We start from the raw sequence: 25665 nt of genomic DNA, 5'->3' as shown, positions 1-25665 counted from the left end.
CGGATGCACAGATCGGGCGCCGAGAGTTCCGGTGACTCTCGGCGCCCGATTGGGTGGCTGCCGTTCTACTCGCTGGAGCGGGCGGCGGCGGAGGCCTCCAGCTCCTCGGGGCTGACAACCCCTTCGACGCTGACCGCATGGAGGTAGGCCATGCCGTCGAAGGAGAGCTCGCGAACGTTCTCCGGGTCGCCCTCGTCGTTGACGGAGCCGCCCGCCATGCGGTCCACGATGATGGCGATGGCGCCGTCACCGGTGACGTTCGTGGCGGTGCCGAAGGAGTCCAGGGCGATGTAGGTGGCGATCATGAGGGCCACCTGCTGGTCGTTGAAGCCGAGCATGGAGGACAGCAGACCGGTGGCCGCCATGATGGCGCCTCCGGGCACGCCCGGCGCGGCCACCATCGTGATGCCGAGCATGAAGATGAAACCGACCCACTGGGCGGTGCTCACGTGCAGGTCCTGGGTAAGGACGATGGCGAAGGCGAAGGAGAAGATCTTCGAGGTCGATCCCGCCAGGTGGATCGTGGCGCACAGGGGGACGGTGAAAGAGGCCACGGCGTCGGATACGCCGTTCTTCTTGGTCTGGCGCAGGGTGACCGGGATCGTGGCCGCCGAGGAGGACGTGCCCAGTGCCGTCAGGTAGGCCGGAATCATGGTGACCAGGGCCCTGAGCGGGTTGCGGCGGCCAACGACTCCGGCGACGACGAACTGGATGCCCAGGATAACGACCTCGAGGATGAGGACCACGACGACGACGCGCAGAAGCGCTTTCATGACGGCTCCAGCCGCACCGGTGTAGGTGAGGTTGAGGAAGATGCCGAAGATGTGCAGGGGCAGCAGCGGGATGATGATCCGCTCGATGAGGCGGGTGATGATGGCCCGGAACTCGATGAAGCCCTTGCGCAGGACGCCCCGGGGCACCATGGACAGGCCGATGCCCAGGACGAAGGAGAGCAGCAGAGCGGTCATGACCTCGACGGCCGGCGGCATCTCCACGGTGAAGTAGCTGCTCAGGGCCCCTTCGGGCTTGGCTACGTCAGCCAGTGAGGTTCCGGCGAGCAGGCGGGGGAAGGTGGCGGCGCACACCAGGAAGGTGAGGAAGCCGGCGAAGAGGGTGGAGGTGTAGGCCAGGGCCGTGGTGACGCCGAGCCACTTGCCGGCGCCGCGCCCCAGGTCGGCGATGGCGGGGGTCACGAGCCCGATGATGATGAGCGGGATGGCGAAGCTGAGGAACTGGCTGAACAGGTCGGAGAAGGTCGCGAAGATGTTGCCGACGGGCTTGGGGACGATCGGGCGGCCGCCGACCCGGATCGAGCCCACGATCAGTGCCAGGACGATCGCGCCGATGACCCAGGTCAGGATGCTGTGGCTGAGGCGGTGCCCCAGGGAAGGCGGAGCCGAGGGATTGCGTGACATAGGGGACCTTCAGAGAGTGAAACGATGGTGACAGGACGTCTGGACTGGGCCCAGCGTGCCACACCGGCCGGTGACGGCGCCGCCTCGGACCGAGAAATGGGACCCGAACGGCCCAGATCACAGGAGGAGAGTGATCATGCCGGCTGGAGAAATCGCCGGGGCCGATAACGCGACGGCGCCGCTTACATGATGTGGGGCAGGTTGACGTAGGAGGACAGGAGGAACAGGACTGCGGCCAGGGCGATTCCAAAGGCGACGTCGAACAGGCGGCTGCGCGCGGCCAGCCAGGTGCCGTCGGGGCGCTGGATCCTGACGATGGCGAGTGCCAGGATCCCGGTGGCCGCCCATAGGACGGCGATGCGGCGGTGTCCCAGCAGCGCAATGGCCGGGACCGCTGCCAGGCCAATGGCCACGAGGATGACACAGATGGTGCGGTAGGGCTCCTTGTGCTCGGCCTGCCGGGGATGCGGGTCGTGAGTCACGGTGGTGAGCCTATCGGCGCGCAGGGGCGTCGGTCCACGACCTTCCTCCCGAAGGGCGGCCCCGTGCCCGAAGCGAGAGCGACGGGCCCGGGCCGCCGCAGCGGGTCAGTGGGCGAAGTGGCGGGTGCCGGTGAGGTACATGGTGACGCCGGCTGCCTGAGCTGCGTCGATGACCTCCTGGTCGCGAATGGACCCACCGGGCTGGACGACGGCGCGCACTCCGGCATCGATGAGGACCTGGAGCCCGTCGGCGAAGGGGAAGAAGGCGTCGGAGGCGGCCACGGATCCGCGGGCGCGCTCGGGCGCGCTCGCCGCCTCTCCGGTCGGGTCTCCCAGGACCTCGGCGGCGTCGCCCCCGCCGACAGCGCCCTTCTCCACCGGCTCCGCCCGGTCCTTCTGCGGGCTGTCGGCTGCGGCGTCGCCGGTGGAGCGGGCGCCCAGGGTGTTGGCGCGCTCGACGGCGAGCTTGCAGGAGTCGACGCGGTTGACCTGTCCCATGCCCACCCCGACGGTGGCACCGCCCTGGGTCAGGAGGACGGCGTTGGAGCGCACGGCGCGCACCGAGCGCCAGGCGAAGGCGAGCTCGGCCAGGAGGTCGTCGTCCGCGGCCGGCCCTGCGGCCAGGGTCCAGGTCGCCGGGTCATCGCCGTCGGCGCTGAGCACGTCGCGCTCCTGGATGACGGCGCCGCCGGAAACCTGCTTGATCTCGTAGCCCTCGCGCCGAGGGGCCTCGACGACGAGCAGGCGGAGGTTCTTCTTGGCGGACAGGATCTTCACGGCCTCGTCGGCGAAGGCGGGGGCGGCGACGACCTCGGTGAAGATCGGCTTAATCTGGAGGGCCATCTCGGCGGTGACGGTGGCGTTGGTGGCGATGACGCCGCCGTAGGCGGAGACCGGGTCGCAGGCGTGGGCCTTGCGGTGGGCCTCGGCGACGTCGCCGGCGGCCGAGACGGCGATGCCGCAGGGGTTGGCGTGCTTGACGACGGCGACCGTGACGACCTCGCCGTGGTCGTAGGCGGCGCGCACCGCGGCGTCGGTGTCGGTGTAGTTGTTGTAGCTCATGGCCTTGCCGTGGAGCTGGCGGGCGCCGGCCACTCCCCCGCTCGCCCCGGCGGTGCGGTAGACGGCGGCGCGCTGGTGGGGATTCTCCCCGTAGCGCAGGCTCGCCAGGCGCTCGTAGCCGACGCCGACATAGGCGGGAGGCGCGGCCGGCTCGCTCGAACCGGCCCCGTCCGCGGCGTCGGCCTCGACCTGCGCGGACAGCCAGGTGGACACGGCGGCGTCGTAGGCGGCGGTATGGGCGAAGGCCTCGGCGGCCAGGCGGCGGCGATCGGCCAGGGTGAAGCCGCCCTCGCGCACGGCAGCGGCGACGGCGTCGTAGCGCTCGGGGCAGGTGACGACGGCAACGGCGGGGTGATTCTTGGCGGCGGCGCGCACCATGGCGGGTCCGCCGATGTCGATCTGCTCGACGCAGGCGTCGAAGGGGGCGCCGGAGGCGACGGTATCGGTGAAGGGGTAGAGGTTGACGACGACCAGGTCGATGGGGGCGACCCCCAGGGTCCCCAGCTGGTCGAGGTGGTCGGGCTTGCGGCGATCGGCGAGGATGCCGGCGTGAACGGCGGGGTGGAGGGTTTTGACCCGGCCCTCGAGGCACTCGGGCAAGCCGGTGACCTCCTCCACCGGGGTGACGGCCAGGCCCGCGGCGGCGATGGTGGCGGCGGTGGAACCGGTGGAGACGATCTCGATACCGGCGTCGGCCAGAGCCCGGGCGAGCGGAACGAGGCCGGTCTTGTCGTAGACGGAGACGAGGGCGCGGCGCACGGGGACGCGGTCGGGGCTGACGAGGCCCTCGGTGGGGACGTGGGCGGTGGGAACCGCCTCGGCGGCTGTGTTGACCGGTCGGGGAGAACGAGAGGACGACGAGGACATGGCGCTCCTGCTGCAACGTGGGGGCGGGACGCCCAGGCGGGCGACGTCCCGTTCGTGGACGGCCTCGGCCGCTCCCCGGTGGTGCCCCACCCTCGCCAGTCACGGCCGGGACCATCCTATCGAGTGGTGGCGCTCAGGCCACCAGCGCCGGCACGGTTCTGTCATCCTGTCTTCATCGGAGACGTCGCTGCTGGCGAATCGGCCGACCGAACGGCCTGTTTCCTTGCGGGCGGCTTTAGATACGGCATACAGTCCACAGCATGACTGCGCCCATCAACATCGCAGCGACACCGGTATACCGCGGGGTTCCTTCCGAGCGGTGGCAGGAGGCCGCCTCCGCCTACCGGCGCTGGTGGAGCCGCCATTCGGGGCTGTCCAGCGCTTTGAGCCTGGTGATGCGCGGAGCCTACGCCATCATGATCCCGTTGCTCGTCGCCGCCCTGTTCATCGTTCCGCGATTGGCTTATGCCGCCGTCCCGGCGGCGTTCATGGCCATCTGCCTCATGGTGGTGGCCCTGCTCGCGCGCACGCGGACCATCAGCTGGCGCTCGGTGGTGATTATGTACGGCGTCGGCGCCGTCTGGTCGCTCATCGTGGCCATGATCATGAGCTCCGTGCGCACCGGCGCGGGACTGTCCGTCATGGGCAACGGGATGAGCATCGCTCTGACTATTGCCCTGGACGTGCTCAGCCCCCTGGTGCCCCTGGTCCTCGTGGTGTTCCTGGCACCGGGCCGGATGCGCCGTCTGGCGGCCTCCGACTGGGCCCTGCTCGGTTTCGCCGCCGGCGCCGGCCTGACGGCTGTCAAGGACGGTATCCGGGCCCTTGGGGAGAGCAGCATGCTCGCCTCGAACCTGGGCAACGGGCGGCTGCCCTTCTCCTTCAATCCATGGACCTCAGGGTCGATGACCCAGGAGGACAGCAATGTCCTGGCGGTCAGCAATCAGGTGAGCACCGCCAACATCACGATGGCGGTGGCCCTGGCGATCACGCTGTGGCGCCTCAAGGACTCACCGGCCTTCGAGGGGGCCAGGAACCTCGTGTGGCTGCGGATCGTGGCCTGGATCCTGCCGGCGGTGGTCATCCTGCAGTCGGTGAGCGACCACGCCACCTACATCGCCAGGATCGCCCAGCAGCTCGGCCACAGTGACTCCGGTGGCGGCTTCCCGGCGCTGCTCATGTTCCTGTGGCGGGTCAATGGCGAAGGCCTGAGCGCTATCCCTTTGTCCGTCATTCTCATGGCCGCCTGCCTACTCCTGGACGCCCACCGCCGCGCCTACGCGGGCGTGCACGGCTGGACGGTGGCCGGGGCGCCGGCACCCCGCTACCCCAACCTCACTGAAGCGCCGCCATTCGTGCGCGCTCTCATCGTCTCGGTGGTGGCGCTGGCGAACTTCACCTGGGGCGACCTGGCCGTCACCTGGGGCGCCTACGGGGACCTACGCCAGGGGCGCCTCTACGCCATGCGGGCGGGTCGGGCGACTGCCGAGCAGGTGCGCGGCGTGCGGGCCGACGCCATGGAGGCCACGACGCCGGGTGCTGAGCCTAATGCCCGCCAGGGCTTCCGCCTGGGGATCCTGGTGGTCAGTGTCGTGCTGTTCCTCCTGTGCTGCATGTACGAGGTGCGCACCGTCTGGCAGCTCGCCCCCGAACTCAAGGAGACCGAGGACGACCTGTTCCTCTCCGCTCTGCCACGCCTGTTCTCCCAGTGGTGGAGCGGGTTGAGCGGCACCCAGGGGCTCCTCTACGCGATCGGTGCGCTGACCGCGGTGGCTATGAGCCTGTCCCTCGTCTTGACGCTGGGGGCGCCGGGGCGTCGCATCAGCACAGCGCCGTCGTCGAGCAGCCTCTTACGTCACCTAGGCACTCTCACGCCGGGGCAGGCGTGCTTGGCCCTGCTGGACTTCGCCATGACCTACATGCCTCGCTCGGCTCTGAGTGCGAGTCCCGCCGGGGGCGGTACTGACCTGGCCGCCGAGCTCTCGGTCAACCGGCGGATCCGGGGTGCTGAGAGCTTCTCCGAGAGCCAAGAGTTGTTCACGGCGCGCACCAAGCGGCAGGTGGCGGTCGAGGCCGACATCGCGCGTCTTCGGAACCTCGCCGAGTCCCTGGGCGTCGTCGGCGCCGAGGCCCTGGAGCCCAACCGGATCGATGAGACCGTCGCCGATCTGGCCGACTCCGGGGCCGACTCCCAGGTCGTCGGCGAGATGCGCGATCTGGCCGCCTCAGTGTCGGAGCAGCAGGCCGAGATCCTGGACCTGACGCGCCGCCTCAACACCGGTAACGGCGAGCAGTTCGCCATCCTAGAGGGGCTGCGAATCACCGACGCCTTCCGGGGCAGTGCCATCGACCAGCGTCCCGTCGACAGCCCGGTCCACGCTCTGGGACTTTCCTCCGGCGGGGCTCAGCTGGTCGTCGTCGAGTACCAGGGGGCCGCCCCCACCATCGATGATGACGACGAGACCGACATTCCTCCCCGCAGGCTGCCGGGCCGGGCGGCACACAAGTCGGCCGATAACGTCCTGGAGCAGATGGCCTCCGACGAGCGCGTCACGCGATTCTTCCACGAGTCCCCCGACCTGTGGCAGGCCCTCAAGGAGGGCCGCGCGGGCATGGAGGCGAATGTCCTGTACACCCCCATTCCCGGGATGACCTACCGGGCCGGGTCGGCGCCCCTCGCGGTGACGCCTGAGCTCATCAAGGCCGTGGACACGGCGATCGGCGCCCTGAGCAGTGCCGATGCCCCGGCCCGCTGACTCGAACAGTTCTGCATGCTCAGAGTCCACACCAGTGGGCGCTGTGGGCGCCACGCGGTTGGTGACGCGAGCCCGCAGAACCTGACAGGGACCGTGGTGATCCTGGCTGGCCTCGACCGCAGAGCGGGGCGGCCGGCCAAGCGGATCGGGAACTGCGTTCTCCATCGAGAACGTACCCATCCCGCAAACCACTGACGTCCACCCTCAGTCGTCTGCGGGAGAACTCAGTCCTCGATCGAAAGGTACGTTCCCGATCAGCACGGTGCGCCGCCGTCTCCCGCCCTGCGCGGGCCGTAGCAACCCTCCGAGGGGAGCACCGGCCCTACGCCTCGCCGTCCTGCTCTTCGACGTCGTCCTCGTCCGCATCTCGACGCCGGTCGGTCGCCGGCAGGATCGACTCGGGCAGGGCGCCCCTGGCCCAGGTGCACGTATAGGGGTGGGCCAGGATCGCCATGGCGGCCAGGCCGACTCCGACCTCGACGAAGACGAGGATCACGGTGTAGAGGACCTGGGGGCCGACGTCGGTCATCCGGCCCGGCCCCACGGAGCCGGAGGCGGCCAGGCACAACAGCCCCACGCCGGCGGCCACGAGGAGGGCGGCGGCCCCGGCGGCGCTGACGGCATGGCGCACCCGCAGGGAGTTGAGGACCGCCCGACGTCTCCAGGCGGCCACCATGGCGCCGACCGTCACCACGAGTGGGAGCCATAGGCCCGCGGTGCTCAGCGGCGCCGCTGGCAGCAGTCCCAGCAACGGCAAGGCGGGCGCGGGACCGGCCACCACGCGGTCGGGGGCGAACACCGTCCCCGACCCTACGGAGAAGCCGGCGCCGATGAGCCATGAGCAGGCCCAGATGAGCATGGTCGGCACCCAGGCGATCTGGAGCAGGACGAGGCCGGCCATCGCGATGAACCCGCCGCCGGCAAGGGCGTCGTGCAGGACCGAGACCCGGCCGGCTCCCTTGAAAGCGGCCGCGGCCACCACCAGGAGACTCAGCAGCGCCAGGGCCCGCGCGGCGCCGTAGGCCAGCGACAGGGCCGGAGCCGCCCAAAGGGGGCGACGGTCCCACCACCGGGTCAGGGCAGACCAGCCGTTGCCGGCGCGCTGAAGCTGGACGGCGACGACGGCGCACGTGATCGCGGCGATTCCGCCGACCGCCGGCCAGGCGCTGGGCCCCTTGGGGCCGGTCAGGCAGACCAGGATCGCGACGGCGGCCGCGGCGATGACGATGGCCGCCCCTGCCGCCGGACGAGTGGGACGGGCGCGCCGCACGCAGTTCCAGGTCCAGCCCACCTGCACCAGGGTCAGTCCCAGCAGCGGCAGGCTGAGGGTTCCCTGGTCGGCGGAGGAGGAGGTGACCATCCCCCCGAAGCCGAGGCTCCACAGGGCCGTACCGGCGCGCACGGCCTCGCCGGCGCTCAGGGCGGCCGCAGCGCTGAGGCTGGAGCTCGCCATGGACACGGCGACCGTCAGCAGCACCACCATCAGCCAGCTCAGGCCGACCGATTCGATCCCCACGCGCAGGGACCACAGGGTCCAGGACGTCAGGCCGGCGACTCGTGACCGGGCCGGGCTCAAGCTCCCACCTCGCCGGCCAGCCGGCGGTAGAGCTCGCGGGCAATCTCGGCGGTCTGACTGGGAGTGCGCCCCACCCGGACGCCGGCGGCCTCCAGGGCGGTCTTCTTGGCCTCGGCGGTGCCCGACGATCCAGAGACGATAGCCCCGGCGTGGCCCATGGTGCGCCCCTCGGGGGCGGTAAAGCCGGCGACGTAGGCGACCACCGGCTTGGTCATATGCTCGCGGATGTAAGCGGCAGCGCGCTCTTCGGCGTCGCCCCCGATCTCGCCGATCATGACCACCAGGCGGGTGTCGGGGTCGGCCTCGAAGGCGGCCAGAGCATCGATGTGGGTGGTGCCGACCACCGGGTCCCCGCCGATGCCGATGCAGGTGGTGAAGCCCAGGTCGGACAGCTCGTGCATGAGCTGGTAGGTGAGGGTGCCGGACTTAGAGACCAGTCCCAGGGGACCGGGACCGGTGATGTCGGGCGGGGTGATGCCCACGTTGGAGCGGGCCGGGGAGATGATGCCCGGACAGTTGGGGCCGATGATCTGGACACCATGCTCGGCCGCGTAGGCGCGCATCCAGGTCGCGTCGGCCACCGGGATGCCCTCGGTGATGACGACGACGAGGCGCACCCCGGCGTCGACGGCCTCGACGACGGCGCCCTTGGCGAAGGCCGGCGGGACGAAGACGGCACTGACCTCGGCGCCGGTGACCTGCCTGGCCTCGGCGACGGTGCCGTAGACGGGGACCTCAACGGTTCCGGCCTGAACCTCGCCGGCGCCGGGGCCGATGGGGGCGACGTCGAAGGCGACGGCGGTGCCGGCCTTGCGGGGATTGACGCCGGCGACGACCTTGGTGCCGGCCGAGAGCATACGGGTGGTGTGCTTGCGGCCCTCGGAGCCGGTCATGCCCTGGACGATGACGCGGTCGGTCTCGGTCAGGAAGATGCTCATGTCTCAGGCCTCCTTGGAAGCGGTCTGCCCGCTGATCTGCTCGGCGATGGCGGTGACGACGTCGGCGGCCCCGTCCATGGTGTCGACGACGGTGACGCCCTCGATGGCGGCCTCGGCCAGGATGGCGCGACCGGTCTCGGCGTTGTTGCCGTCCAGACGCACGACGACGGGCTTGGGCAGCCCGCCCAGGGCCTCAACGGCGGCCACGATGCCCTGGGCGACGGTGTCGCAGGAGGTGATGCCGCCGAAGACGTTGACGAGGATGGCGCGCACCTGGGGGTCGGAGGCCACGACTTCCAGGCCGGTGGCCATGACCTCGGCCGATGACCCGCCTCCCAGGTCGAGGAAGTTGGCGGGCTTCATGCCGCCGTGGCGCTCGCCGGCGCCGGCGACGACGTCGAGGGTGGACATGACCAGACCTGCGCCGTTGCCCAGGACCCCGACCTGGCCCTCGAGGCGCACGTAGTTGAGGCCGGCCTCGCGGGCGCGGGCCTCCAGGGGGTCGGTGGCGGCGGAGTCGACGAGCTCGGCGTGGGCGGGGTGGCGGAAGCGGGAGTTGTCGTCGAGGGTGACCTTGCCGTCCAGGGCGATGATGCGGCCGTCGGCGGCTTTGACCAAGGGGTTAACCTCCACGAGGGTGGCGTCCTCGGCGGTGAAGACCTCCCAGAGGCGCTCGATGACGGCGGCGACGTCGTCGGCCAGTGTCCCCGCCTCGAAGCCTGCGGCCTGAACGATCCGGTGGGCGACGGCGGGGGTGATGCCCTCGAGCGGGTCGATGCCGACGCGGGCCAGGGCCTCGGGGCGCTCGGCGGCGAGGGTCTCGATGTCCATGCCGCCCTCGCGCGAGCACATGGCCAGGTACTGGCGCTCGGCGCGGTCCAGGAGGATGGAGAAGTAGTACTCGGCCTCGATGTCGACGCCGTCGGAGATGAGGACGGCGCGCACGGTGTGGCCTTTGATGTCCATGCCCAGGATGTCGCGGGCGCGGGCCTCGGCCTCGGCGGCGGTGCGGGCGAGCTTGACGCCGCCGGCCTTGCCGCGGCCACCGGTCTTGACCTGGGCCTTGACGACCACTAGCTCGCTGCCCGCCTCCAGGAGGGACTGCGCGGCGCTGCGCGCCTCCTCGGGGGTCGTGGCCACGGCGCCGGCGAGCACGGGGACGCCGTGCTGGCGGAACAGGTTCCTGGCCTGGTACTCGTAGAGATCCATGCAGCTGATCCTCTCGGGGCATGTGGATGGCTTGAGGGCGCGGGCCGGCGTCGGCCGGGCGGGCACCGGTATTGAGCCTAACGTCCCGGTGCCTCGCGAGGAGGTCGGACACGGGGGCGAGGCAGCGTCTCATGAGGAGACGGGCGCGGCGTCTCACGGCGGAGCGTGCGCGCCGGGGCCTCCGCCGGCCACGAGCACCGTCGAGAACGTACTTTCCCCACGAGGACTGAATTCTCCCGCAGATGACTGAGGACAGACCCCAGTCGTCTGCGGGGAAACGCATTTCCCGATCACGAAGTACGTTCCCAATCCTGAGCTGCTCGCCACCACGCGAATTATCATGGATTGATACGAGGAGAGGACTCGAGAAGGGAGACGGTCATGCCCGCACTCACGGCCACGAGTGCTCTGGTCGGCGCCATGGTGCTCCTCGGCCTCTGGAGCGGCAGGCAGTGGGGCCGACGACGCAAGCGCACCCTCGACGCCGAGGCCCGCAGGTTCCACGCTCGCCGAGACAGGTAGATCCCTGGTCCGTGGACCTGCTGTCCCCCTGCTCCCAAAGCAGGGGGACAACATCGCTCCCCTCCTCCTGGAGGTTCACCGGGAACCGGCGAGTGCGTGGATGCCGCGGCCAGGAAACGCTTCTGGGACCACAGGCGGATGACGTGGCGGCGCTCACCAGCAACAATAAGGACCGACGTCCTCCCGGCCGACGCCGGGAGCCAGGCCCACCGGCGACCCCAGGGAAGGACCCCACATGCCAGCCGTCATGTCCTCAGACAACACCCTCTCCCCCACCGGCTCGTCGGCCGGACCGCTGCTCGGCCTGGACGGCGAGCCCCTGCGCATCGGGGTCCTCACCTCCGGCGGCGACGCCCAGGGCATGAACGCGGCCGTGCGGGCCGTGGTGCGCACCGCCATCCGCCTGGGGGCCAGGCCCTACGCGGTCATGGAGGGCTGGGCCGGCGCCGTGGCCGGCGGCGACGGAATCCGCCCCCTGGAGTGGGACTCGGTGGGCTCCATCCTCCAGCGCGGCGGCACCATCATCGGCACCGCCCGCTCGGCTGAGTTCCGCGAGCGCGCCGGTCAGCTGGCAGCCGCCCGCAACCTCCTGGAGCACGGCATCGACCGGCTCGTGGTCATCGGCGGCGACGGGTCCCTGACCGGTACCAACGAGTTCCGCAAGAACTGGCCATCCCTGCTCGAGGAGCTCGTCGCGACCGGCGACATCAGCGCAGAGACGGCCGCCGCCCACCCTGTCCTCATGGTGACCGGCCTGGTGGGCAGCATCGATAACGACCTCGTGGGCGCCGACATGACCATCGGCACCGACTCGGCCCTCCACCGCATCCTGGAGGCCATCGACGACATCTCCTCAACGGCCGCCTCCCACCAGCGCACCTTCGTCGTGGAGGTCATGGGCCGCCACTGCGGCTACCTGGCCCTCATGGCGGCCGTGGCCGGGGGCTGCGACTACGTCCTGGTCCCCGAGCTCCCCCCGGGCAAGGACTGGGAGGAGGACATGTGCTCCAAGCTCAAGGCGGGCCGGGAGGCCGGGCGCCGCGAGTCCATGGTGATCGTCGCCGAGGGCGCCACCGACCGCGAGGGCAACCGCATCACCGCCGACGACGTCCGCCAGGTCATCGCCGACAAGCTGGGCGAGGCCGCCCGCGTCACCATCCTGGGGCACGTCCAGCGCGGTGGCCGCCCCAGCGCCTACGACCGCTGGATGTCCACGCTGCTGGGCTGCGCCGCCGCCCGCGAGGTGGTGTCGATGGAACCGGGCAGCGAGCCTGCCATCATCGCCGAACGCCACAACCGCATCCGCCACCTGCCGATGATGGAGCAGATCGCGGCCACCCGCGCCGTCAAGGACCTCGTGGCCGCCCATGACTACCTCGGGGCGATCCAGGCCCGCGGGGCCAGCTTCGGCAATATGCTCGAGCTGTTCGAGACCATGTCCACCCCGCCAGTCGATCCCGTCCCCGGCACGGGCTCGCAGGCTTCACCCACCACGCGCCCCAAGCGGGTCGCCATCATCCACGCCGGGGGCCTGGCCCCGGGGATGAACACGGCGGCGCGCGCGGCCGTGCGTCTGGGCATCGACCACGACTTCACGATGCTGGGAGTCTACGGCGGCTTCCCCGGTCTACTCGACGGCGATGTGCACGAGCTGACCTGGGCCGACGTCGAGGGCTGGGTCGGCGACGGCGGCGCCCAGCTGGGAACGCGCCGCGAGGTGCCCACCATCGAGCAGCTCTACGCCCTGGGGCGGGCCATCGAGCTCCATGAGATCGACGCCCTGCTGGTCATCGGCGGCTACAACGCCTACCTGAGCGCCTACCGCCTGGTCACCGAGCGGGACCGCTACCCCGCCTTCCAGATCCCGATCGTGTGCGTGCCGGCCTCCATCGACAACAACCTGCCCGGCTCTGAGCTGAGCATCGGCACCGACACGGCCCTCAACAACGCGGTGGTGGCGCTGGACTCCATCAAGCTCTCCGCGGCGGCCTCGCACCGCTGCTTCGTCGCCGAGGTCATGGGCCGCAAGTGCGGCTACCTGTCCCTGATGTCCGGTCTGGCCACCGGCGCGGAGAAGGTCTACCTCAACGAGGAGGGCATCACGCTCAAAGGCCTGGCCGCCGACTCCGAGCGGATGGTGGAGTCCTTCCGCTCAGGACGCAGCCTCTACCTGGTGATCCGCAACGAGCGGGCCAGCGTCAACTACACCACCGACGTGCTGGCCCACATCTTCGCCGAGGAGGGCAAGGACCTCTACGACGTGCGCGAGGCGATCCTGGGCCACCAGCAGCAGGGCGGCAGCCCCACGGCCTTCGACCGGATCATGGCGACCAAGCTCGTCGCCTACTCCCTGGATCTGCTGGCCGGTGCCCTCAAGCGCGGCGAGCCGACAGCCTCCTACGTGGGCCTAGTGGGGGGCAAGGTCTCCAACCACCCGTTGGACCGCATGAACGATGACCTCGACCGCGACCACCGTCGCCCCCGCCACCAGTGGTGGCTGGGTCTGCGCCCCGCCGTGTCCCTGGTCAGCCAGAACAGTGGAACCCTGGCGCTCGAGGACGTCCCCGACTTCGGTGAGGCGGTCGACGACGCGGCCGGCGATCAGAGGTAGCAGGAGGTGACTGCCCGCCCCGGCCCGCAGCGCACGGTGGTTCCGCCCGAGACCGCCGGAGCCTCCGCCGGAGCGGACGCGGCCCGCACTCGGAGGAGCGCCTGGGCGGCCCTGGTCCTGCTCGTCGGAGGCCTGTCGCTCGGCGTCGTCCTGGCTCTGGTGGGCGGCCCCTGGCAGGTCCTCGCCGTTCTGCACCTGGGGGCGCTGGCGATCTGGTTCCTCGTGTGGCGCCGCAGTTGGCGCGACCTGCTCCGCTCCGCGGGACCTCGCAGTCCCTGGCTGCTCTTCGCCGTCGGCGCGGGCCTGTGCGCTCTCAGCGCCCTGGCACACCACCCGATCGACAACCCGGGAGCCGCCCTTGCCCCGGTGACACCTACCGGGTTGCTGTCCGCCCTGGCTATGGCACTGGGGGTCGGTGTGCTCATGAACGCCGTCCCCGAAGAGTTCTCGCTGCGCCGCTGCCTGCTCGAACCCCTGCGGGCGCAGTTCGGGGGCGGGTTCGCCCTGTGGACCACAGCCCTGGCTTTCGTCGTCATGCACCTGCCCACCTGGATCTCCTCTCACGCCACCGCCTCCACCTATGCGGCTGAGGTCCCCGAGAAGCTTCTCTTCGGACTGGTGGCCGCCTGGTCCGTCCTGCGCCTGGACTCCCTGGCCTTCGCCCTGGGCATGCATGTGGGCGGCAACTTCACCGGTGTTCTGCTGGACTCTCTGAGCCGGGAGGAGACCCTGACCGGATGGAGCCGGTTCACCACTCCGTCCGTTATTGCCATGCTCGCCGAGACGCTGGTGACGGCCGCAGCCGTCTGGTACCTGGGACGCCCGAGCCGCACGTCGAGGCCCCGCCGCTAACGGGGCCTGCCCGAGGCCGGTGACGGCGTCGGTCGTCTCGTCGGCGCCCGATCCGCGGGGCCGGGTATCGTGCCTGGCGTGCGCGCGCTGACCCGACCCCGATTCCTTCTGGCCGCCGCCTTGGCGGGCGTGGCCGCGGGCCTCATCGGGATCGCGATGGCACTGCTCCTGGAGGTCTTCGAGTCGCTGTTCTACGGCGTCGCCCACAGCGCGCTCCTGGAGCGGCTGGCCGGCGCCCCACCCTGGCGGCGCGCACTCGCCCCGGCCACGGGCGGCCTCGTCGCCGGTGGCATGTGGTGGTGGCTGCGCGCAACCGGTGGGGTGGCCGACGTGGAGACCGCAGTGGCGGACCGCTCGGGCAGGGCGGCAACCCGGATAGGACTGGCACGGCCCTTCCTCGACGCCGTCACCCAGGTCCTCACAGTCGGTTCGGGCAACTCGGTGGGGCGCGAGGGCGCCCCGCGCCTGGCCGCCGGGGCGGTCGCGGCCAGGCTCGCCGCCCGCCTGGGGATCGGCAGGCCCGAGGGCGCCATCCTCATCGCCTCTGCGGCCGGGGCGGGCCTGGCGGCCATGTACAACGCGCCGCTGGGAGGTGCGGCCTACGCCGTCGAGCTCGTCATGGTCACCGGGATGCGACGGCGCGGAGCCCTCGTGGCGGTCCCGGTGTGCGTCATCGCCACACTCGTCTCCTGGCTGCACTCCCACGGACGGCCCACCTTCGAGATCACCTCGCAGGGACCCTCGTCGGGAACCGTCCTCGGATTGGTTCTGCTCGTGCCCGTAGCCGCCGCGCTGGGAGTGGGGGCCAGGCGACTGTGGTCGTGGATGCTGGCACGCCAGGTACGCGCCACCCGCTGGCTGCCAGTGGCGATCGGGGCGGCCGGACTGGTCACCGGGCTGGTGAGCCTGCGGGTTCCGGCCGTCGTCGGCAACGGACGCGACGCCATGGAGGCGGCCCTGGGCACCCGCGTTCCGGAAGCCTCGAGCGGCGCTGCGGGTGCGACCCTGGTCATGCTGCTGGGCATCGTGGTCCTCAAGCCGGCCCTCACCGGGCTCACGCTCGGGGCCGGTGCTACCGGCGGCCGCTTGGCACCGTCCCTGGCCGTGGGATCAAGCGCAGGAGCCGCCCTGGCGATCGCGCTTCAGGCCAGCGGGGTGGAGGTCAGCATCTCGGTGCTGGCAATGGCGGGAGCGGGCGCGGTGCTTGCCACGACCCAGAAGGCCCCCATCTTCGGGATCGTCTTCACCTGGGAACTGGCCCGCGCCGGGGTCTGGACACTGACAGCGCTGATCGCCGTCGTCCTGCCGGTCATGCTGGTGACCTCCTCCACCTGGCGGCAAGCCGTGGCCTCCCGGCTGCGGAACTTGGGGATGCGATAGTAAAAGCCTCCTGCCGCGCGTCAGGGTCATTCATTCTTCCGATCGACCGTATACTCCTGCGCGGATCGTGACAGACAGCCACTTCTCACCGGAATCACTATGGATCGTCACAGGGACGTCGCCCCACCTCGCCACGCGTCACGGCCCTCCACGGCCGACGCCCATACCTTCGAGACCGGGCAGCCCGTTGTCTCTGAAAGCGTCACCCTTGCCGCCGTCGCCTTGCTGGTCGGCGCCCCGGCACTGGGAACCGCCCTGGCACTCGTCCGGGGACCGTGGATCCTCATGCTCGTCCTCCTTCACCTCGGCGGACTCGCTCTCTGGTTCGGGCTATCTCACCGCGGCTGGTGCGACCTGCTGGCCGGTGGCGGTATTCGCAGCAGAACTGTCCTCTTCACCACCGGCGCCCTGGCCGGGGTCACCTTTGGCGGGCTGCACGCCTGGATGGGGCCGACGGGCACCGGCCCCCTGTGGAAACCGGAGATCACCGCATCCACGGTGCTTCACGCCCTGGTCTTCGCCGTCTTAGTCGGCATTGCGTATAACGCGATCCCTGAGGAGATCACGCTGAGACGCACCCTGTTCGCACCGGTGCGAGAACGCTTCGGGGCCACTGCGGCTGTGCTTATGACAACGGCATCCTTCACCGCCCTGCATCTTCCGACCTGGCTGGCCTCAGAGACCAGCCTTCCGGGCTACGCCTGGCAGGTTCTCCACAAGGTGCTTTTCGGGCTGCTCGCCGGCTGGTCGGTGGTGCGACTGGGGTCCGTGTTCTTCGCCCTGGGTCTGCACGTCAGCGGAAACGCGCTGGGCCTGTTCATCGGCCAGCTTCAGAGCGAGAACCTGCCCGACTTCGAGATCTCATGGCTCAACGCCGCCATCCTGCTCCTGGGCTCAGCTATCACCGCAATCCTCATCCTCCTCTTGGGCCGGCGGCGGGAGCATCGCCCTACGCTCAGTCCTTGATCGTGAGGATCTCGTCGACGTCGACGCGGCTGGGGGCGAAGGCCGCCAGCGCCGAGTCCGCGGGGTGGCCCAGCGCGATCCCGACCGCCACGATCTCATCGGCTCCGATCCCCATGGCCTCGCGCACCTCGTCCGGGTACATGACCAGGGCGTAGGCGTTGATGGCGCCAAGGCCCTTGTCGGCAGCCGCCAGGACGAGCATGGCGGAGAAGGCCCCGAGGTCGTGGAAGGACCACGGAGTGGACTCGACCGGGATCGTCACGTACAGGACCGCCTGGGCGTTGAACAACCGTCCCTGCGAAGCCTGGAACTCCTGGGCGCCCTCGCCCAGTTGGGCACCGATCTGCTCGCCGAGCGCGGCCATGTTCTCCTGGGTGGTCGGAGACCACTCGGTACGGGGCTTCACCGGGAGGTCGGAGTCTCCCTTCCTGCCGGCGGCGATGTCTGCGGCATGGCGCTTCTTGATCCCGGCCAGCGTGGCCCCGGTGGCCGCATAGACCCGCCAGGGCTGGGAGTTCACCCACGACGGCGCCTGCTGGGCGGTGCGCACGATGTCCGCCAGCTCCTCCTGGGAGACGGGCTGGTCGGTGAAGTCTCGTACCGAGTGCCGATTGGCGACGACCTGGCTGAACTCCATGGTGCTCTCCTACTTCCGATATCCGCGGGTTTGTCCACCGAGACCAACGATCGGCCGGCCGGCACTATTCCAGTCGGGGCCGTCTGGCGGGCGCCGTCGGGGCCGTCTCAGGCCCGATGGCGCAGCAGCACCGAGTCCCAGCCAGCTAGAGCCTCTGGCACTCCCGTGTGCTCTGAGCCCGGCTGGATGTCCGGGTCGCCGGCGCGAAGGATCTGTTCGGCCCCGACCCACTGGCCCGGCTCCAGTCCCTCGGCCGCGAGCGCGGTCAGCAGGCCGCCCTCGCCGATCAGGGGCAGGTCCTCGCGAGCACACTGGGCGATGAGCAGCAGCTGTTCGAGGCGGTCCTCGCCCGGCTCGGGGGAGCGCCACTGGCGCAGGATGACCCAGGCGGTGGGGTGGTCGGCCGCCAGCAGCCGGAAGGTGCCCAGGGCGAGGGCGTCGTCGTCGTGGCGCAGGGCGATCAGGGAGCGGTAGTGCTCGAAGACGCTGCCGGGTACTCCCGCCTGGGCTGCGGCGTGGACGGTGCCGTGGTCGGGGGCCAGGGCGATCCAGGGCTCGCCGGTGGTGAACCCGGCCTTCTCGCTGCCGTCCCAGTGGACGGGGGTGCGGGCGTTGTCCCGGGAGATGGGGGCCAGGCCTGCCAGGACGGCGGCCGGGTCGTCGCCGGCGCGCACGCGCTCGTGGAAGTGGTTGACGGACTCCAGGTCCCGGTAGTCCTCGATGGAGCGGAAGACCGTGTTGGCCATGCCGAGCTCCTCCCCCTGGTAGACGTAGGGGGTGCCGCGGTGGGTGTGGAGGATCGTGGCGAGGGTCTTGGCTGAGCGGACGCGCCAGGCCGGGTCGTCGTCGCCGAAGCGGGAGACGGCGCGGGGCTGGTCGTGGTTGTCCCAGTAGGCTGAGTTCCAGCCCTTCTCCGCCGTGACGACGCCGGAGGAGTCCGTGACGGGGGCGAGTGCGGCCTGCCAGTCGGCGAGGTTCTTCTTGAGGGTGACGAGGTGGAGGGGCTGTGGGTCGAACTTGCCTCCGGGCCCGTCAGTGAGGCTGACGTGCTCGAACTGGAAGACCATGTCGAGCTCGGCGCGGGCGGGGTCGGTGTAGAGGGCGGCCTCGCTTCGCGTGGCTCCGGGCATCTCTCCGACGGTGATGACGTGCCCGGGCCGGGGTGCGAGGACCTGCTGGTTCATCTCGTGGAGGAACTCGTGGATGCGCGGCCCGTTGGCCACTGCGGCGAAGGAGTTGCCGTAGAGGTCGCCCTCGCCCTGGGGGGCGTCGGTGAGCGGGTAGGTCTTGGAGATGAAGTTGATGACGTCCATGCGGAAGCCGTCGACTCCGCGGTCCAGCCACCAGGTCATCATCTCGTGGACGGCGCGGCGCACCTCGGGGTTCTCCCAGTTGAGGTCGGGCTGCTTGGGTGAGAAGAGGTGCAGGTAGAACTCCTGGGTGCCCTCGTCCCAGGCCCAGGCCGACCCGGAGAAGGCCGATCCCCAGTTGGTGGGCTCGGTGCCCGGTTGCCCGGGGGTCAGCCCGTCGACCTGCCGGGCGGGTCTCCAGATGTACCAGTCGCGCTTGGGGTCCTGCGTCGAGGAGCGGCTGGCGGTGAACCAGGGGTGCTCGTCGCTGGTGTGGTTGACGACGAGGTCCATGACCAGACGCATGCCGCGGGCGTGGAGCCCCTCGATGAGGGAGTCGAGGTCCTCCAGGGAGCCGAAGTGGGGGTCGATGTCCTGGTAGTCGGAGATGTCGTAGCCGTTGTCGTCCTGCGGAGAGCGGTAGACAGGGCTGAGCCACACGACGTCGACCCCGAGCTCATCGAGGTGGTCCAGGCGGCTGGTCAGGCCCGGGATGTCGCCGATCCCATCGCCGTCAGAGTCGGCGAAGGAACGGGGGTAGACCTGATAGACGACGGCGCGGCGCCACCAGTCCGGTTCCTCGCCGACGTGATGGGGAGAGACGACCAGGGATGCGGGACGGGTCATGGGAGGCTTCCTTCCTACCGGCATGTGGCGGAATCTGAAGGGGAGACAAGAACAGAGAGCAGCCCCGACGCGGACGGGGCTGCATGCGTCACCCGGGTGCACGACGTCGGGCCCGGCAGCTCGGGAATCGTCCCGGCTGCGCCGCCGCAGTCTTGGCGGACCCATGCCGATTGTGTCAGAAAGCGCTGCCAACCGCGGCCGATTATGATGATCTCTCGCGCCTTGCCCCAGGTGCCACCTCTCCCATCGTGTCCCTATGACGACCCCTGTGAAAGGCCGATCGTTGGTTTCTCCTCTCTCCAATGCCCCCGACACACTGCGTCCAGCAGCAGCCCCCGCCGAGGCGGTCGTGGTCGGGTCCTCGCCGGCCGAGTCCCGATACCGGTTCACGGTGCTGACCTCCCGGCTCATCCGCATGGAATTCTCCCCCGCCGGCGTGTTCGCCGACGCCGCCACCCAACTGGTCGTCAGCCGCGACCTCGGCGAGCCCCCGTCGTTCCAGGTGGTGCGGGGCGAAGACCGTCTGGAGATCATCACCGAGCACCTGCACCTGACTCATGTCCCCTCGCTGGGCTTCTCCCCGTCCGGACTCAACGTCAGGCTGCGCTCGACGGCGCTTCACGCCCACGGCGGCACCTGGCACCACGGCGACGCCTGGGACCCCGACGAGACCTTCCCGACGAACCTGGGCGGCACCACCCGCACCCTCGATGAGGCCGACGGCGCCGTCGCCCTCAGCCCGGGACTGCTGAGCTTGAACGGCATCACCGCCCTGGACGACTCTGCCTCGCTGCTGCTCACTCAGGACGAGTGGGTCCGGCCCCGTGAGTCCGGCAACCGCCTGGCCGACGGGGCGCAGGACCTCTACGTCTTCGGCTATGGCCAGGACTACCGGGGGGCGCTGCGCGACTTCTTCCGCCTCACCGGTCCCAGTCCTCTCATTCCGCGGGCGCTGTTGGGCAACTGGTGGAGCCGCTACCACCCCTACAGCGCCCAGGAGTACCTGGAGCTCATGGACCGCTTCGCCGCCCACGGGCTGCCCTTCTCGGTGGCGGTCATCGACATGGACTGGCACGTCACCGACATCGACCCGGCGATCGGCACGGGCTGGACGGGCTACACCTGGAACCGGGACCTCTTCCCCGACCCCAGGGCCTTCCTGACCGGTCTGCATGAGCGGGGGATGCTCACCACGCTCAACGTCCACCCGGCCCAGGGGGTGCGGCGTCACGAGGACGCCTACGAGGAGGTCTGCTCCGACCTGGGCCTGGACGCCGGCGGCGGTGAGGACATTCCCTTCAACATCGCCGACCGGGGCTTCGTGGCCTCCTACCTCTCCCGGCTCCACCACCGCCTGGAGGATGAGGGCGTGGACTTCTGGTGGCTGGACTGGCAGCAGGGCGGCTCCACCACGGTTCCCGGCCTGGATCCGTTGTGGATGCTCAACCACGTCCACTACCTCGACTCGGGCCGCGAGCGCCCGACGGAGGCGGGCGGCGTGGAGCGGCGTCGGCCGGTGACCTTCTCGCGCTTCGCCGACGCCTCGAGCCACCGCACGCCGGTGGGCTTCTCCGGGGACACGATCATCAGCTGGGACTCGCTGCGCTTCCAGCCGATGTTCACGGCCACGGCCGCCAACATCGGCTACTTCTGGTGGTCCAACGACATCGGCGGGCACATGCTGGGAACCAGCGACGACGCGATGGCGGCCCGCTGGTTCCAGCTGGGCTGCTTCTCCCCCATCAACCGCCTGCACTCGTCGAACTCGGGCTTCACGTCCAAGGAGCCCTGGCGCTACTCGCGCGATGCGCGCGCCACTATGGAGGCGCACCTGCGGCTGCGTCACCGGCTGGTGCCCTACCTGTACACGTGGGCCAGGCGCTCGGTGAGCGAGGGAGTCGGCCCGGTGCGACCGGTCTACCACGACCACCCGCAGGAGATGGCCGCCTATGAGCACCGGCGCACCTTCTGCTTCGGGGACCTGCTGGTGGTGCCCTTCACCTCCCCGCTGGACGAGGCCACCGGCCTGGGCCGGGAGACGACCTGGTTGCCCGACGGCGTTTGGTACGACCTGCCCACGGGGCGCCGCTACGAGGCCACCACCGGCGGGCACGGGCGCATGCTGAGCCTGTCTCGCCCGCTGGACCGTATCGGCGTGCTCGCCCGGGCCGGGGCGGTGATCCCCCTGGCCGGGAGCCTGACGGAGGCGGCCGGGGACAATCCGCGCGAGCTGGAGATCGTCGTCGTGCCCGGAGGCGCGGGGGGCTTCACCCTGGAGGAGGACGACGGCTCGGCCGAGCCGGGTCCGGATCGAATCGCCCGTACCCGCATGAGGTTCACCTGGCCGCAGACCGAGGGGAAGGACGGCGGGAATGCGGTGCTCCGTATCCGCCTGGAGGGGGCCGCCGACGTGGTCCCGGCCTCGCGGCTGGTGACGGTGAGGCTTCTGGCCGGCCGAGTGGCGGGCGCCCTGCTGGGAGTCGGCGGTCAGGCGCGCCGACTGGCCGTCAAGGAGGTCGACGGCGACGGCTTCACCCTGGGGGCTGGGACACTCGTGCACTTAGGGGAACTGAGCCGTCAGGAGCTGGCCGACGGCGTCGAGCTGGTGCTGCGCGAAGTGGAGCAGGCGCCGGCCGACTGGCGCGGCGAGGTTCACGCGATCCTGGACGCGGCGCGCGTGGAGTATATGGCCAAGGATCTGGCCTGGGCCGCTGTGCGAAGGGGTCTGAGCGGGACCGCCCTCCTGGGCGAGATGGAGTCTTTGGGCCTGCCGGAGACGCTGCGCTCGGCCGTGGCCGAGGTGCTGTGAGCGCGGCGCCAACCGGCCGCATCGTTTGAAGGTTTTTACCGCGAACAGTTCAAGTGCCGTTAGTGAACAATGGCCCTCATGGTCGTTTCAGGAGCATTGCCCTCCTCATCCCGTCTTCGGTCCCTCCTCATCCCCGCATTCCTCGTCGGATTGGTACTCGGGCTCGTCTCCTCGGCGCCTGAGCCCACGGCCGCGGCCGCGCCGGATACCCCGGCCCTGACCCCGGCGCCCCAGTCGGTTCAGTGGACGGGACCGGCGGTGGACCTGACCGGGACGGTGGAGATCGTCAAGGTCGGAGGCGGGGCTGGCGACGACGTCGTCAAGGCGGCCACCGCGATCGTCACCGATGCCGGGGGCAAGGTGGTGTCCCGAAGCGGGCGGGCGAGGATCGTCGTCGGCACCGATGACGGCAACGCTTCCCAGTACCGCCCGGCCTCCCTGTCGGTCCCCTCCCAGGCCGAGGGCTATGCCCTGACCACCTCATCGGCGGGCGTCCCCTCCGTGATCGCCCTGGGAAGCGACGCCTCCGGAGCCTTCCACGCGACGACGACGCTCAGGCAGATCACGGTGGGCGGCAAGGTCGCCGGCGCAACGATCACCGACTGGCCGGCCATGCGGGTGCGCGGCGTGGTCGAGGGCTTCTACGGCATCCCCTGGAGTCACCGAGCGCGTATGGACATGCTGTCCTACATGGGCGATCAGCGCATGAACACCTACGTCTACGCCCCCAAGGACGATCCGTATCTGCGCGCCAGGTGGCGCGAGCGCTACCCGGCCTCCGACCTGGCCCGGCTGAAGCAGCTCTCGCAGACGGCCAGGGCGGCGCACATTAACCTGGTGGTCGCGCTCTCCCCTGGGGAGGACATCTGCTACTCCTCCCCCGAGGACTACGCCGCCGCCACCGGCGTCTTCGATCAGCTGCGGGACATCGGGATCACGAGCTTCTACGTCGCCTTCGACGACATCTCCGGAGACTTCACCTGCGACTCCGACACGGCGCAGTTCACGGCGACCGGGGACAAGGCGGCTCTAGCTCAGGCGCAGGCCTACTTCCTGGGCCGCATTCAGCGGGAGTACATCAAGTCGAAGGGCCTGCCGGACCTGTGGATGGCCCCCACCCAGTACACGGGCATGGACAAGACGGACTACAAGACCACCCTGGGGAAGGAGCTCGACCCCGCCATCTCCGTGCAGTGGACGGGGCGAGGAATCGTCACCGACTCCATCACCACCGAGCAGGCCTCCCAGGCGGCTGCGGCCTACGGTACGAGCAAGCTGGTCGTCTGGGACAACTTCCCCGCCAATGATGGGGAGAACCAGGCCCGACTGTTCCTGGGGGCGATGCCGGCGCGCAGCACCGACCTGGGCACGGCGATCACCGGAATCACCACCAACCCGATGATCCAGCCCTACGCCTCCCGGCTGGCCGTGGCCGAGTACGCCAGCTACGCGTGGAACCCGACCGGGCACGACGCCCAGACCACGAGGAGCACGGCGATGGCCAAGATCGTGGGCGCGAGCTCGGGACCCGCGTGGGAGGCGATGCAGGCCTTCGTCGACGTGCACGAGCAGTGGGAGTTCACCGGCTGGCGGGCCTCGCGCACCTGGAACGACGTCTACGCGTTCATCTGGTCCCTCGACGGCGAGGACACCGCGGACATCGAGGCCAAGGCGGCCGCGCTGCGCACGCGCCTGCGACTGCTGAAGGACGCTCCCACCACGCTGGCCTCGGTCAAAGTGCGCGACTTCTACAACGACGCCAAGCCGTGGATCGACGCCACCTCGAACTGGGCAAGTGCGGATCTGGCCGCCGTCGACCTCATCCTGGCACTGCGCAGGGGGGACACGGCCGCAGCCCAGAAGGCTCAAACGAGCATGGAGTCGATGGTCGCCCGGGCCGGGGCCAAACGCTTGAGCGCGCTCGACGACAATGGCCGGCCCCAAGCCAGCGCGCTCACCCCGAAGCTGGGGGACACCGGTATGGGCGAGCTGGTGGACCATGCCCGCCAGGCCTGGAACAACCGGTGAGTCGAGATCGTACGTAAGACCCGCGGCCACGATGATGACGGTACGGTCGAGCCATGAGTGAGAACCCCGCCCCGCGCTTCCCCGAGGCCGAGCCCTACTTCGTTGGGGACGAGCGCACCAATCGCGAGCGTATGCTCGCCGGCGACTGGTACGTCTCCGATGACCCGGACAGTGCCAGGATCGCGGCGCACGCCCGCAAGATGCTCTACCGCTTCGAGCGGGCCTTCGCCGAGGGTGAAGAGGACTGCTGGGACCTGCTGCGCTCGGCGATCCCGGGACTGGGTGACAAGGCTCGCCTGCTGCCGCCGGTGCGTGTGGACTACGGAGACAACATCACTGTGGGTGAGGGGACCTTCGCCAACTATGGGCTCGTGGCCCTGGACGTCGTGGAGATCCGTATCGGTGCCCACTGCCAGATCGGCCCGAATGTCCAGCTGCTCACGCCGGTCCATCCCCTAGAGCCGACGCCGCGCGCCTGCTCCCTGGAGGCGGCCGACCCCATCACGATCGGCGACAACGTGTGGCTGGGCGGCGGGGTGATCGTCTGCCCCGGTGTAACCATCGGGGACAACTGCGTCATCGGTGCGGGCTCGGTGGTCACCAAGGACATCCCCACCGGCAGTCTCGCGGTGGGCAACCCGGCCCGCGTCCTGCGCCAGCTGGACGACTCCACCTTCGGGCCCCGACATCAGTCGTAACGCTTGCGTACGACGCCGCGTCACACCCAAGACTGAGGCTGCGCCGCAATCGGCCCCGTCAACCGGCTCCATGACCTGTCCAAGGAGACGTCACAATGAACCCCGAAGCTTTCTCCGACTTGGCCACTGCCCGGCATTCTGTGCGCGACTTCCGGCCTGACCCGGTGCCGAGTCAGGTCCTCGACGCCATCCTTGACGATGCCCGTCAGGCTCCGAGCTGGTCGAACACACGGCCCTTCATGGTGGCGCTGGCCACCGGTGAGCGGGCGGACCGCCTGCGCTCGGCCTACATCGCCGAGTTCGATGCCACACTGCCCTTCCAGCACAAGGAACCCGGCGCCATGGCCCGCCTGGTCCTGAGCGGCAAGGCGCCCGACGGCGACTACCGCACCTGGGCGCCCTATCCCGCGGAGCTGCTGCCCCACTCCCAGGCTGTCGGCGGCCAGCTGTACGCGCACATGGGCATCGCGAGGGACGACCGCGAGGCCCGCGACGCGGCCACCCGCCGCAACTGTGAGGCCTTCGGCGCCCCGGTCATCGGTTTCGTCCTTATCCACAAGGGCCTCATGCCCTTCGCAGCGCTCGACGCCGGGATCATGCTGCAGACCCTGTTCCTGTCGGCCAAGGCCCACGGCGTCGACTCCTGCCCCCTCGGGGTCCTGGCCACCTGGCGCCGCCCCTTCGACGCCGAGTTCGAGGCGCCGGCCGACTACCGCCTCATCACGGGCTTCGCCCTGGGGTACGCCTCCGACGCCCCGGTCAACGACTTCCGGGCTGAGCGGCGCCCCGTGCGCCTGGTGCCGACTCACAGCTGATCCGGTCGCGGCCCGCTCAGACCGTCACCGCCCGTGGTGCTCGACGTCGCGGTCGTACCTTATGCC

Annotated in this window: 18 protein-coding genes and 1 riboswitch; of the genes, 10 read left to right on the top strand and 8 right to left on the bottom strand. The window is 70.1% G+C overall.

Translation table 11 applies throughout. The features are described from left to right. Positions 1-65 precede the first annotated feature (65 nt). The 3 genes from FK256_RS03015 to purH all read right to left on the bottom strand — a co-directional run bounded on the left by FK256_RS03015 (position 66) and on the right by purH (position 3826). The gene (locus FK256_RS03015; RefSeq protein ID WP_141423673.1) at positions 66-1415 is read right to left on the bottom strand and encodes a dicarboxylate/amino acid:cation symporter; all 1350 of its coding nucleotides are present in this window, start codon (positions 1413-1415) and stop codon (positions 66-68) included. A gap of 182 nt (positions 1416-1597) precedes the next feature. Further along, complete coding sequence (locus tag FK256_RS03010) at positions 1598-1897, bottom strand: DUF3017 domain-containing protein (protein ID WP_009232406.1); 300 nt, start codon at positions 1895-1897, stop codon at positions 1598-1600. A gap of 105 nt (positions 1898-2002) precedes the next feature. Then, the gene (gene purH, locus FK256_RS03005) at positions 2003-3826 is read right to left on the bottom strand and encodes a bifunctional phosphoribosylaminoimidazolecarboxamide formyltransferase/IMP cyclohydrolase (RefSeq protein ID WP_141423672.1); all 1824 of its coding nucleotides are present in this window, start codon (positions 3824-3826) and stop codon (positions 2003-2005) included. 23 nt (positions 3827-3849) lie between these two features. Then, positions 3850-3939, bottom strand: a riboswitch (ZMP/ZTP riboswitch). 147 nt (positions 3940-4086) lie between these two features. Between purH and FK256_RS03000 the strand changes: the two genes are divergently transcribed. Next, complete coding sequence (locus tag FK256_RS03000) at positions 4087-6582, top strand: hypothetical protein (protein ID WP_141423671.1); 2496 nt, start codon at positions 4087-4089, stop codon at positions 6580-6582. 322 nt (positions 6583-6904) lie between these two features. On the opposite strand, the gene FK256_RS02995 is transcribed toward FK256_RS03000, so the two are convergent. The 3 genes from FK256_RS02995 to sucC are packed head-to-tail and all read right to left on the bottom strand — an operon-like array spanning position 6905 to position 10305. Further along, positions 6905-8158, bottom strand: coding sequence for a cell division protein PerM (locus FK256_RS02995; protein WP_141423670.1), 1254 nt, complete (start codon positions 8156-8158; stop codon positions 6905-6907). Continuing rightward, positions 8155-9096, bottom strand: a complete 942-nt coding sequence (gene sucD, locus FK256_RS02990) for a succinate--CoA ligase subunit alpha (RefSeq protein ID WP_009232411.1) — start codon at positions 9094-9096, stop codon at positions 8155-8157. Before sucD ends, FK256_RS02995 begins: the two co-directional genes overlap by 4 nt. A 3-nt stretch (positions 9097-9099) precedes the next feature. Continuing rightward, positions 9100-10305 (bottom strand): ADP-forming succinate--CoA ligase subunit beta, encoded by a 1206-nt coding sequence (sucC, locus tag FK256_RS02985; RefSeq protein WP_141423669.1) that lies wholly within the window; start codon positions 10303-10305, stop codon positions 9100-9102. 381 nt (positions 10306-10686) lie between these two features. Between sucC and FK256_RS14245 the strand changes: the two genes are divergently transcribed. The 5 genes from FK256_RS14245 to FK256_RS02965 all read left to right on the top strand — a co-directional run bounded on the left by FK256_RS14245 (position 10687) and on the right by FK256_RS02965 (position 16636). Further along, positions 10687-10827, top strand: a complete 141-nt coding sequence (locus FK256_RS14245) for a hypothetical protein (RefSeq protein ID WP_170197896.1) — start codon at positions 10687-10689, stop codon at positions 10825-10827. A gap of 235 nt (positions 10828-11062) precedes the next feature. Beyond that, entirely contained in the window at positions 11063-13438 is a 2376-nt protein-coding gene (locus FK256_RS02980; RefSeq protein ID WP_211343513.1) for a 6-phosphofructokinase, read from the top strand. A 6-nt stretch (positions 13439-13444) separates the two neighbouring features. Then, complete coding sequence (locus FK256_RS02975) at positions 13445-14290, top strand: CPBP family intramembrane glutamic endopeptidase (protein ID WP_141423668.1); 846 nt, start codon at positions 13445-13447, stop codon at positions 14288-14290. A 78-nt stretch (positions 14291-14368) separates the two neighbouring features. After that, entirely contained in the window at positions 14369-15670 is a 1302-nt protein-coding gene (locus FK256_RS02970; protein ID WP_141423667.1) for a chloride channel protein, read from the top strand. A 99-nt stretch (positions 15671-15769) separates the two neighbouring features. Further along, on the top strand, positions 15770-16636 hold the full coding sequence (locus FK256_RS02965) for a CPBP family intramembrane glutamic endopeptidase (RefSeq protein ID WP_141423666.1): 867 nt from the start codon (positions 15770-15772) through the stop codon (positions 16634-16636). Here FK256_RS02965 and FK256_RS02960 read toward each other — a convergent pair. Both FK256_RS02960 and FK256_RS02955 read right to left on the bottom strand, forming a co-directional pair. After that, positions 16626-17273, bottom strand: a complete 648-nt coding sequence (locus tag FK256_RS02960; protein ID WP_141423665.1) for a nitroreductase — start codon at positions 17271-17273, stop codon at positions 16626-16628. The two genes, FK256_RS02965 and FK256_RS02960, sit on opposite strands and share 11 nt — an antisense overlap. A 107-nt stretch (positions 17274-17380) precedes the next feature. Continuing rightward, positions 17381-19249, bottom strand: coding sequence for an alpha-glucosidase (locus tag FK256_RS02955; RefSeq protein ID WP_141423664.1), 1869 nt, complete (start codon positions 19247-19249; stop codon positions 17381-17383). A gap of 283 nt (positions 19250-19532) precedes the next feature. Here FK256_RS02955 and FK256_RS02950 point away from each other — a divergent pair, with 283 nt between their 5' ends. From FK256_RS02950 to FK256_RS02935, 4 genes are all read left to right on the top strand, one after another. Then, the gene (locus FK256_RS02950) at positions 19533-22058 is read left to right on the top strand and encodes a TIM-barrel domain-containing protein (protein ID WP_141423663.1); all 2526 of its coding nucleotides are present in this window, start codon (positions 19533-19535) and stop codon (positions 22056-22058) included. A 78-nt stretch (positions 22059-22136) separates the two neighbouring features. Continuing rightward, entirely contained in the window at positions 22137-24086 is a 1950-nt protein-coding gene (locus FK256_RS02945; protein WP_170197895.1) for a glycoside hydrolase family 84 protein, read from the top strand. 53 nt (positions 24087-24139) lie between these two features. Next, positions 24140-24784 (top strand): sugar O-acetyltransferase, encoded by a 645-nt coding sequence (locus tag FK256_RS02940; protein ID WP_009232423.1) that lies wholly within the window; start codon positions 24140-24142, stop codon positions 24782-24784. Positions 24785-24879: 95 nt separating this feature from the next. Then, on the top strand, positions 24880-25599 hold the full coding sequence (locus FK256_RS02935; RefSeq protein WP_141423661.1) for a nitroreductase: 720 nt from the start codon (positions 24880-24882) through the stop codon (positions 25597-25599). Positions 25600-25665 lie beyond the last annotated feature (66 nt).

It is taken from the genome of Actinomyces johnsonii (assembly GCF_006546835.1).
GTDB classification, from domain to species: domain Bacteria; phylum Actinomycetota; class Actinomycetes; order Actinomycetales; family Actinomycetaceae; genus Actinomyces; species Actinomyces johnsonii.
This window is presented reverse-complemented; position numbering and strand designations above follow the sequence as displayed.

Excerpts from the sequence above, each read along its gene's own strand:
- FK256_RS02945 (WP_170197895.1), top strand. The coding sequence starts at position 22,137 with ATGGTCGTTTCAGGAGCATTGCCCTCCTCATCCCGTCTTCGGTCCCTC.
- purH (WP_141423672.1), bottom strand. The coding sequence starts at position 3,826 with ATGTCCTCGTCGTCCTCTCGTTCTCCCCGACCGGTCAACACAGCCGCC.
- FK256_RS02980 (WP_211343513.1), top strand. The coding sequence starts at position 11,063 with ATGCCAGCCGTCATGTCCTCAGACAACACCCTCTCCCCCACCGGCTCG.
- FK256_RS02955 (WP_141423664.1), bottom strand. The coding sequence starts at position 19,249 with ATGACCCGTCCCGCATCCCTGGTCGTCTCTCCCCATCACGTCGGCGAG.
- FK256_RS02965 (WP_141423666.1), top strand. The coding sequence starts at position 15,770 with ATGGATCGTCACAGGGACGTCGCCCCACCTCGCCACGCGTCACGGCCC.
- FK256_RS02960 (WP_141423665.1), bottom strand. The coding sequence starts at position 17,273 with ATGGAGTTCAGCCAGGTCGTCGCCAATCGGCACTCGGTACGAGACTTC.
- FK256_RS02935 (WP_141423661.1), top strand. The coding sequence starts at position 24,880 with ATGAACCCCGAAGCTTTCTCCGACTTGGCCACTGCCCGGCATTCTGTG.
- FK256_RS03015 (WP_141423673.1), bottom strand. The coding sequence starts at position 1,415 with ATGTCACGCAATCCCTCGGCTCCGCCTTCCCTGGGGCACCGCCTCAGC.
- FK256_RS14245 (WP_170197896.1), top strand. The coding sequence starts at position 10,687 with ATGCCCGCACTCACGGCCACGAGTGCTCTGGTCGGCGCCATGGTGCTC.
- FK256_RS03000 (WP_141423671.1), top strand. The coding sequence starts at position 4,087 with ATGACTGCGCCCATCAACATCGCAGCGACACCGGTATACCGCGGGGTT.
- sucD (WP_009232411.1), bottom strand. The coding sequence starts at position 9,096 with ATGAGCATCTTCCTGACCGAGACCGACCGCGTCATCGTCCAGGGCATG.
- sucC (WP_141423669.1), bottom strand. The coding sequence starts at position 10,305 with ATGGATCTCTACGAGTACCAGGCCAGGAACCTGTTCCGCCAGCACGGC.
- FK256_RS02940 (WP_009232423.1), top strand. The coding sequence starts at position 24,140 with ATGAGTGAGAACCCCGCCCCGCGCTTCCCCGAGGCCGAGCCCTACTTC.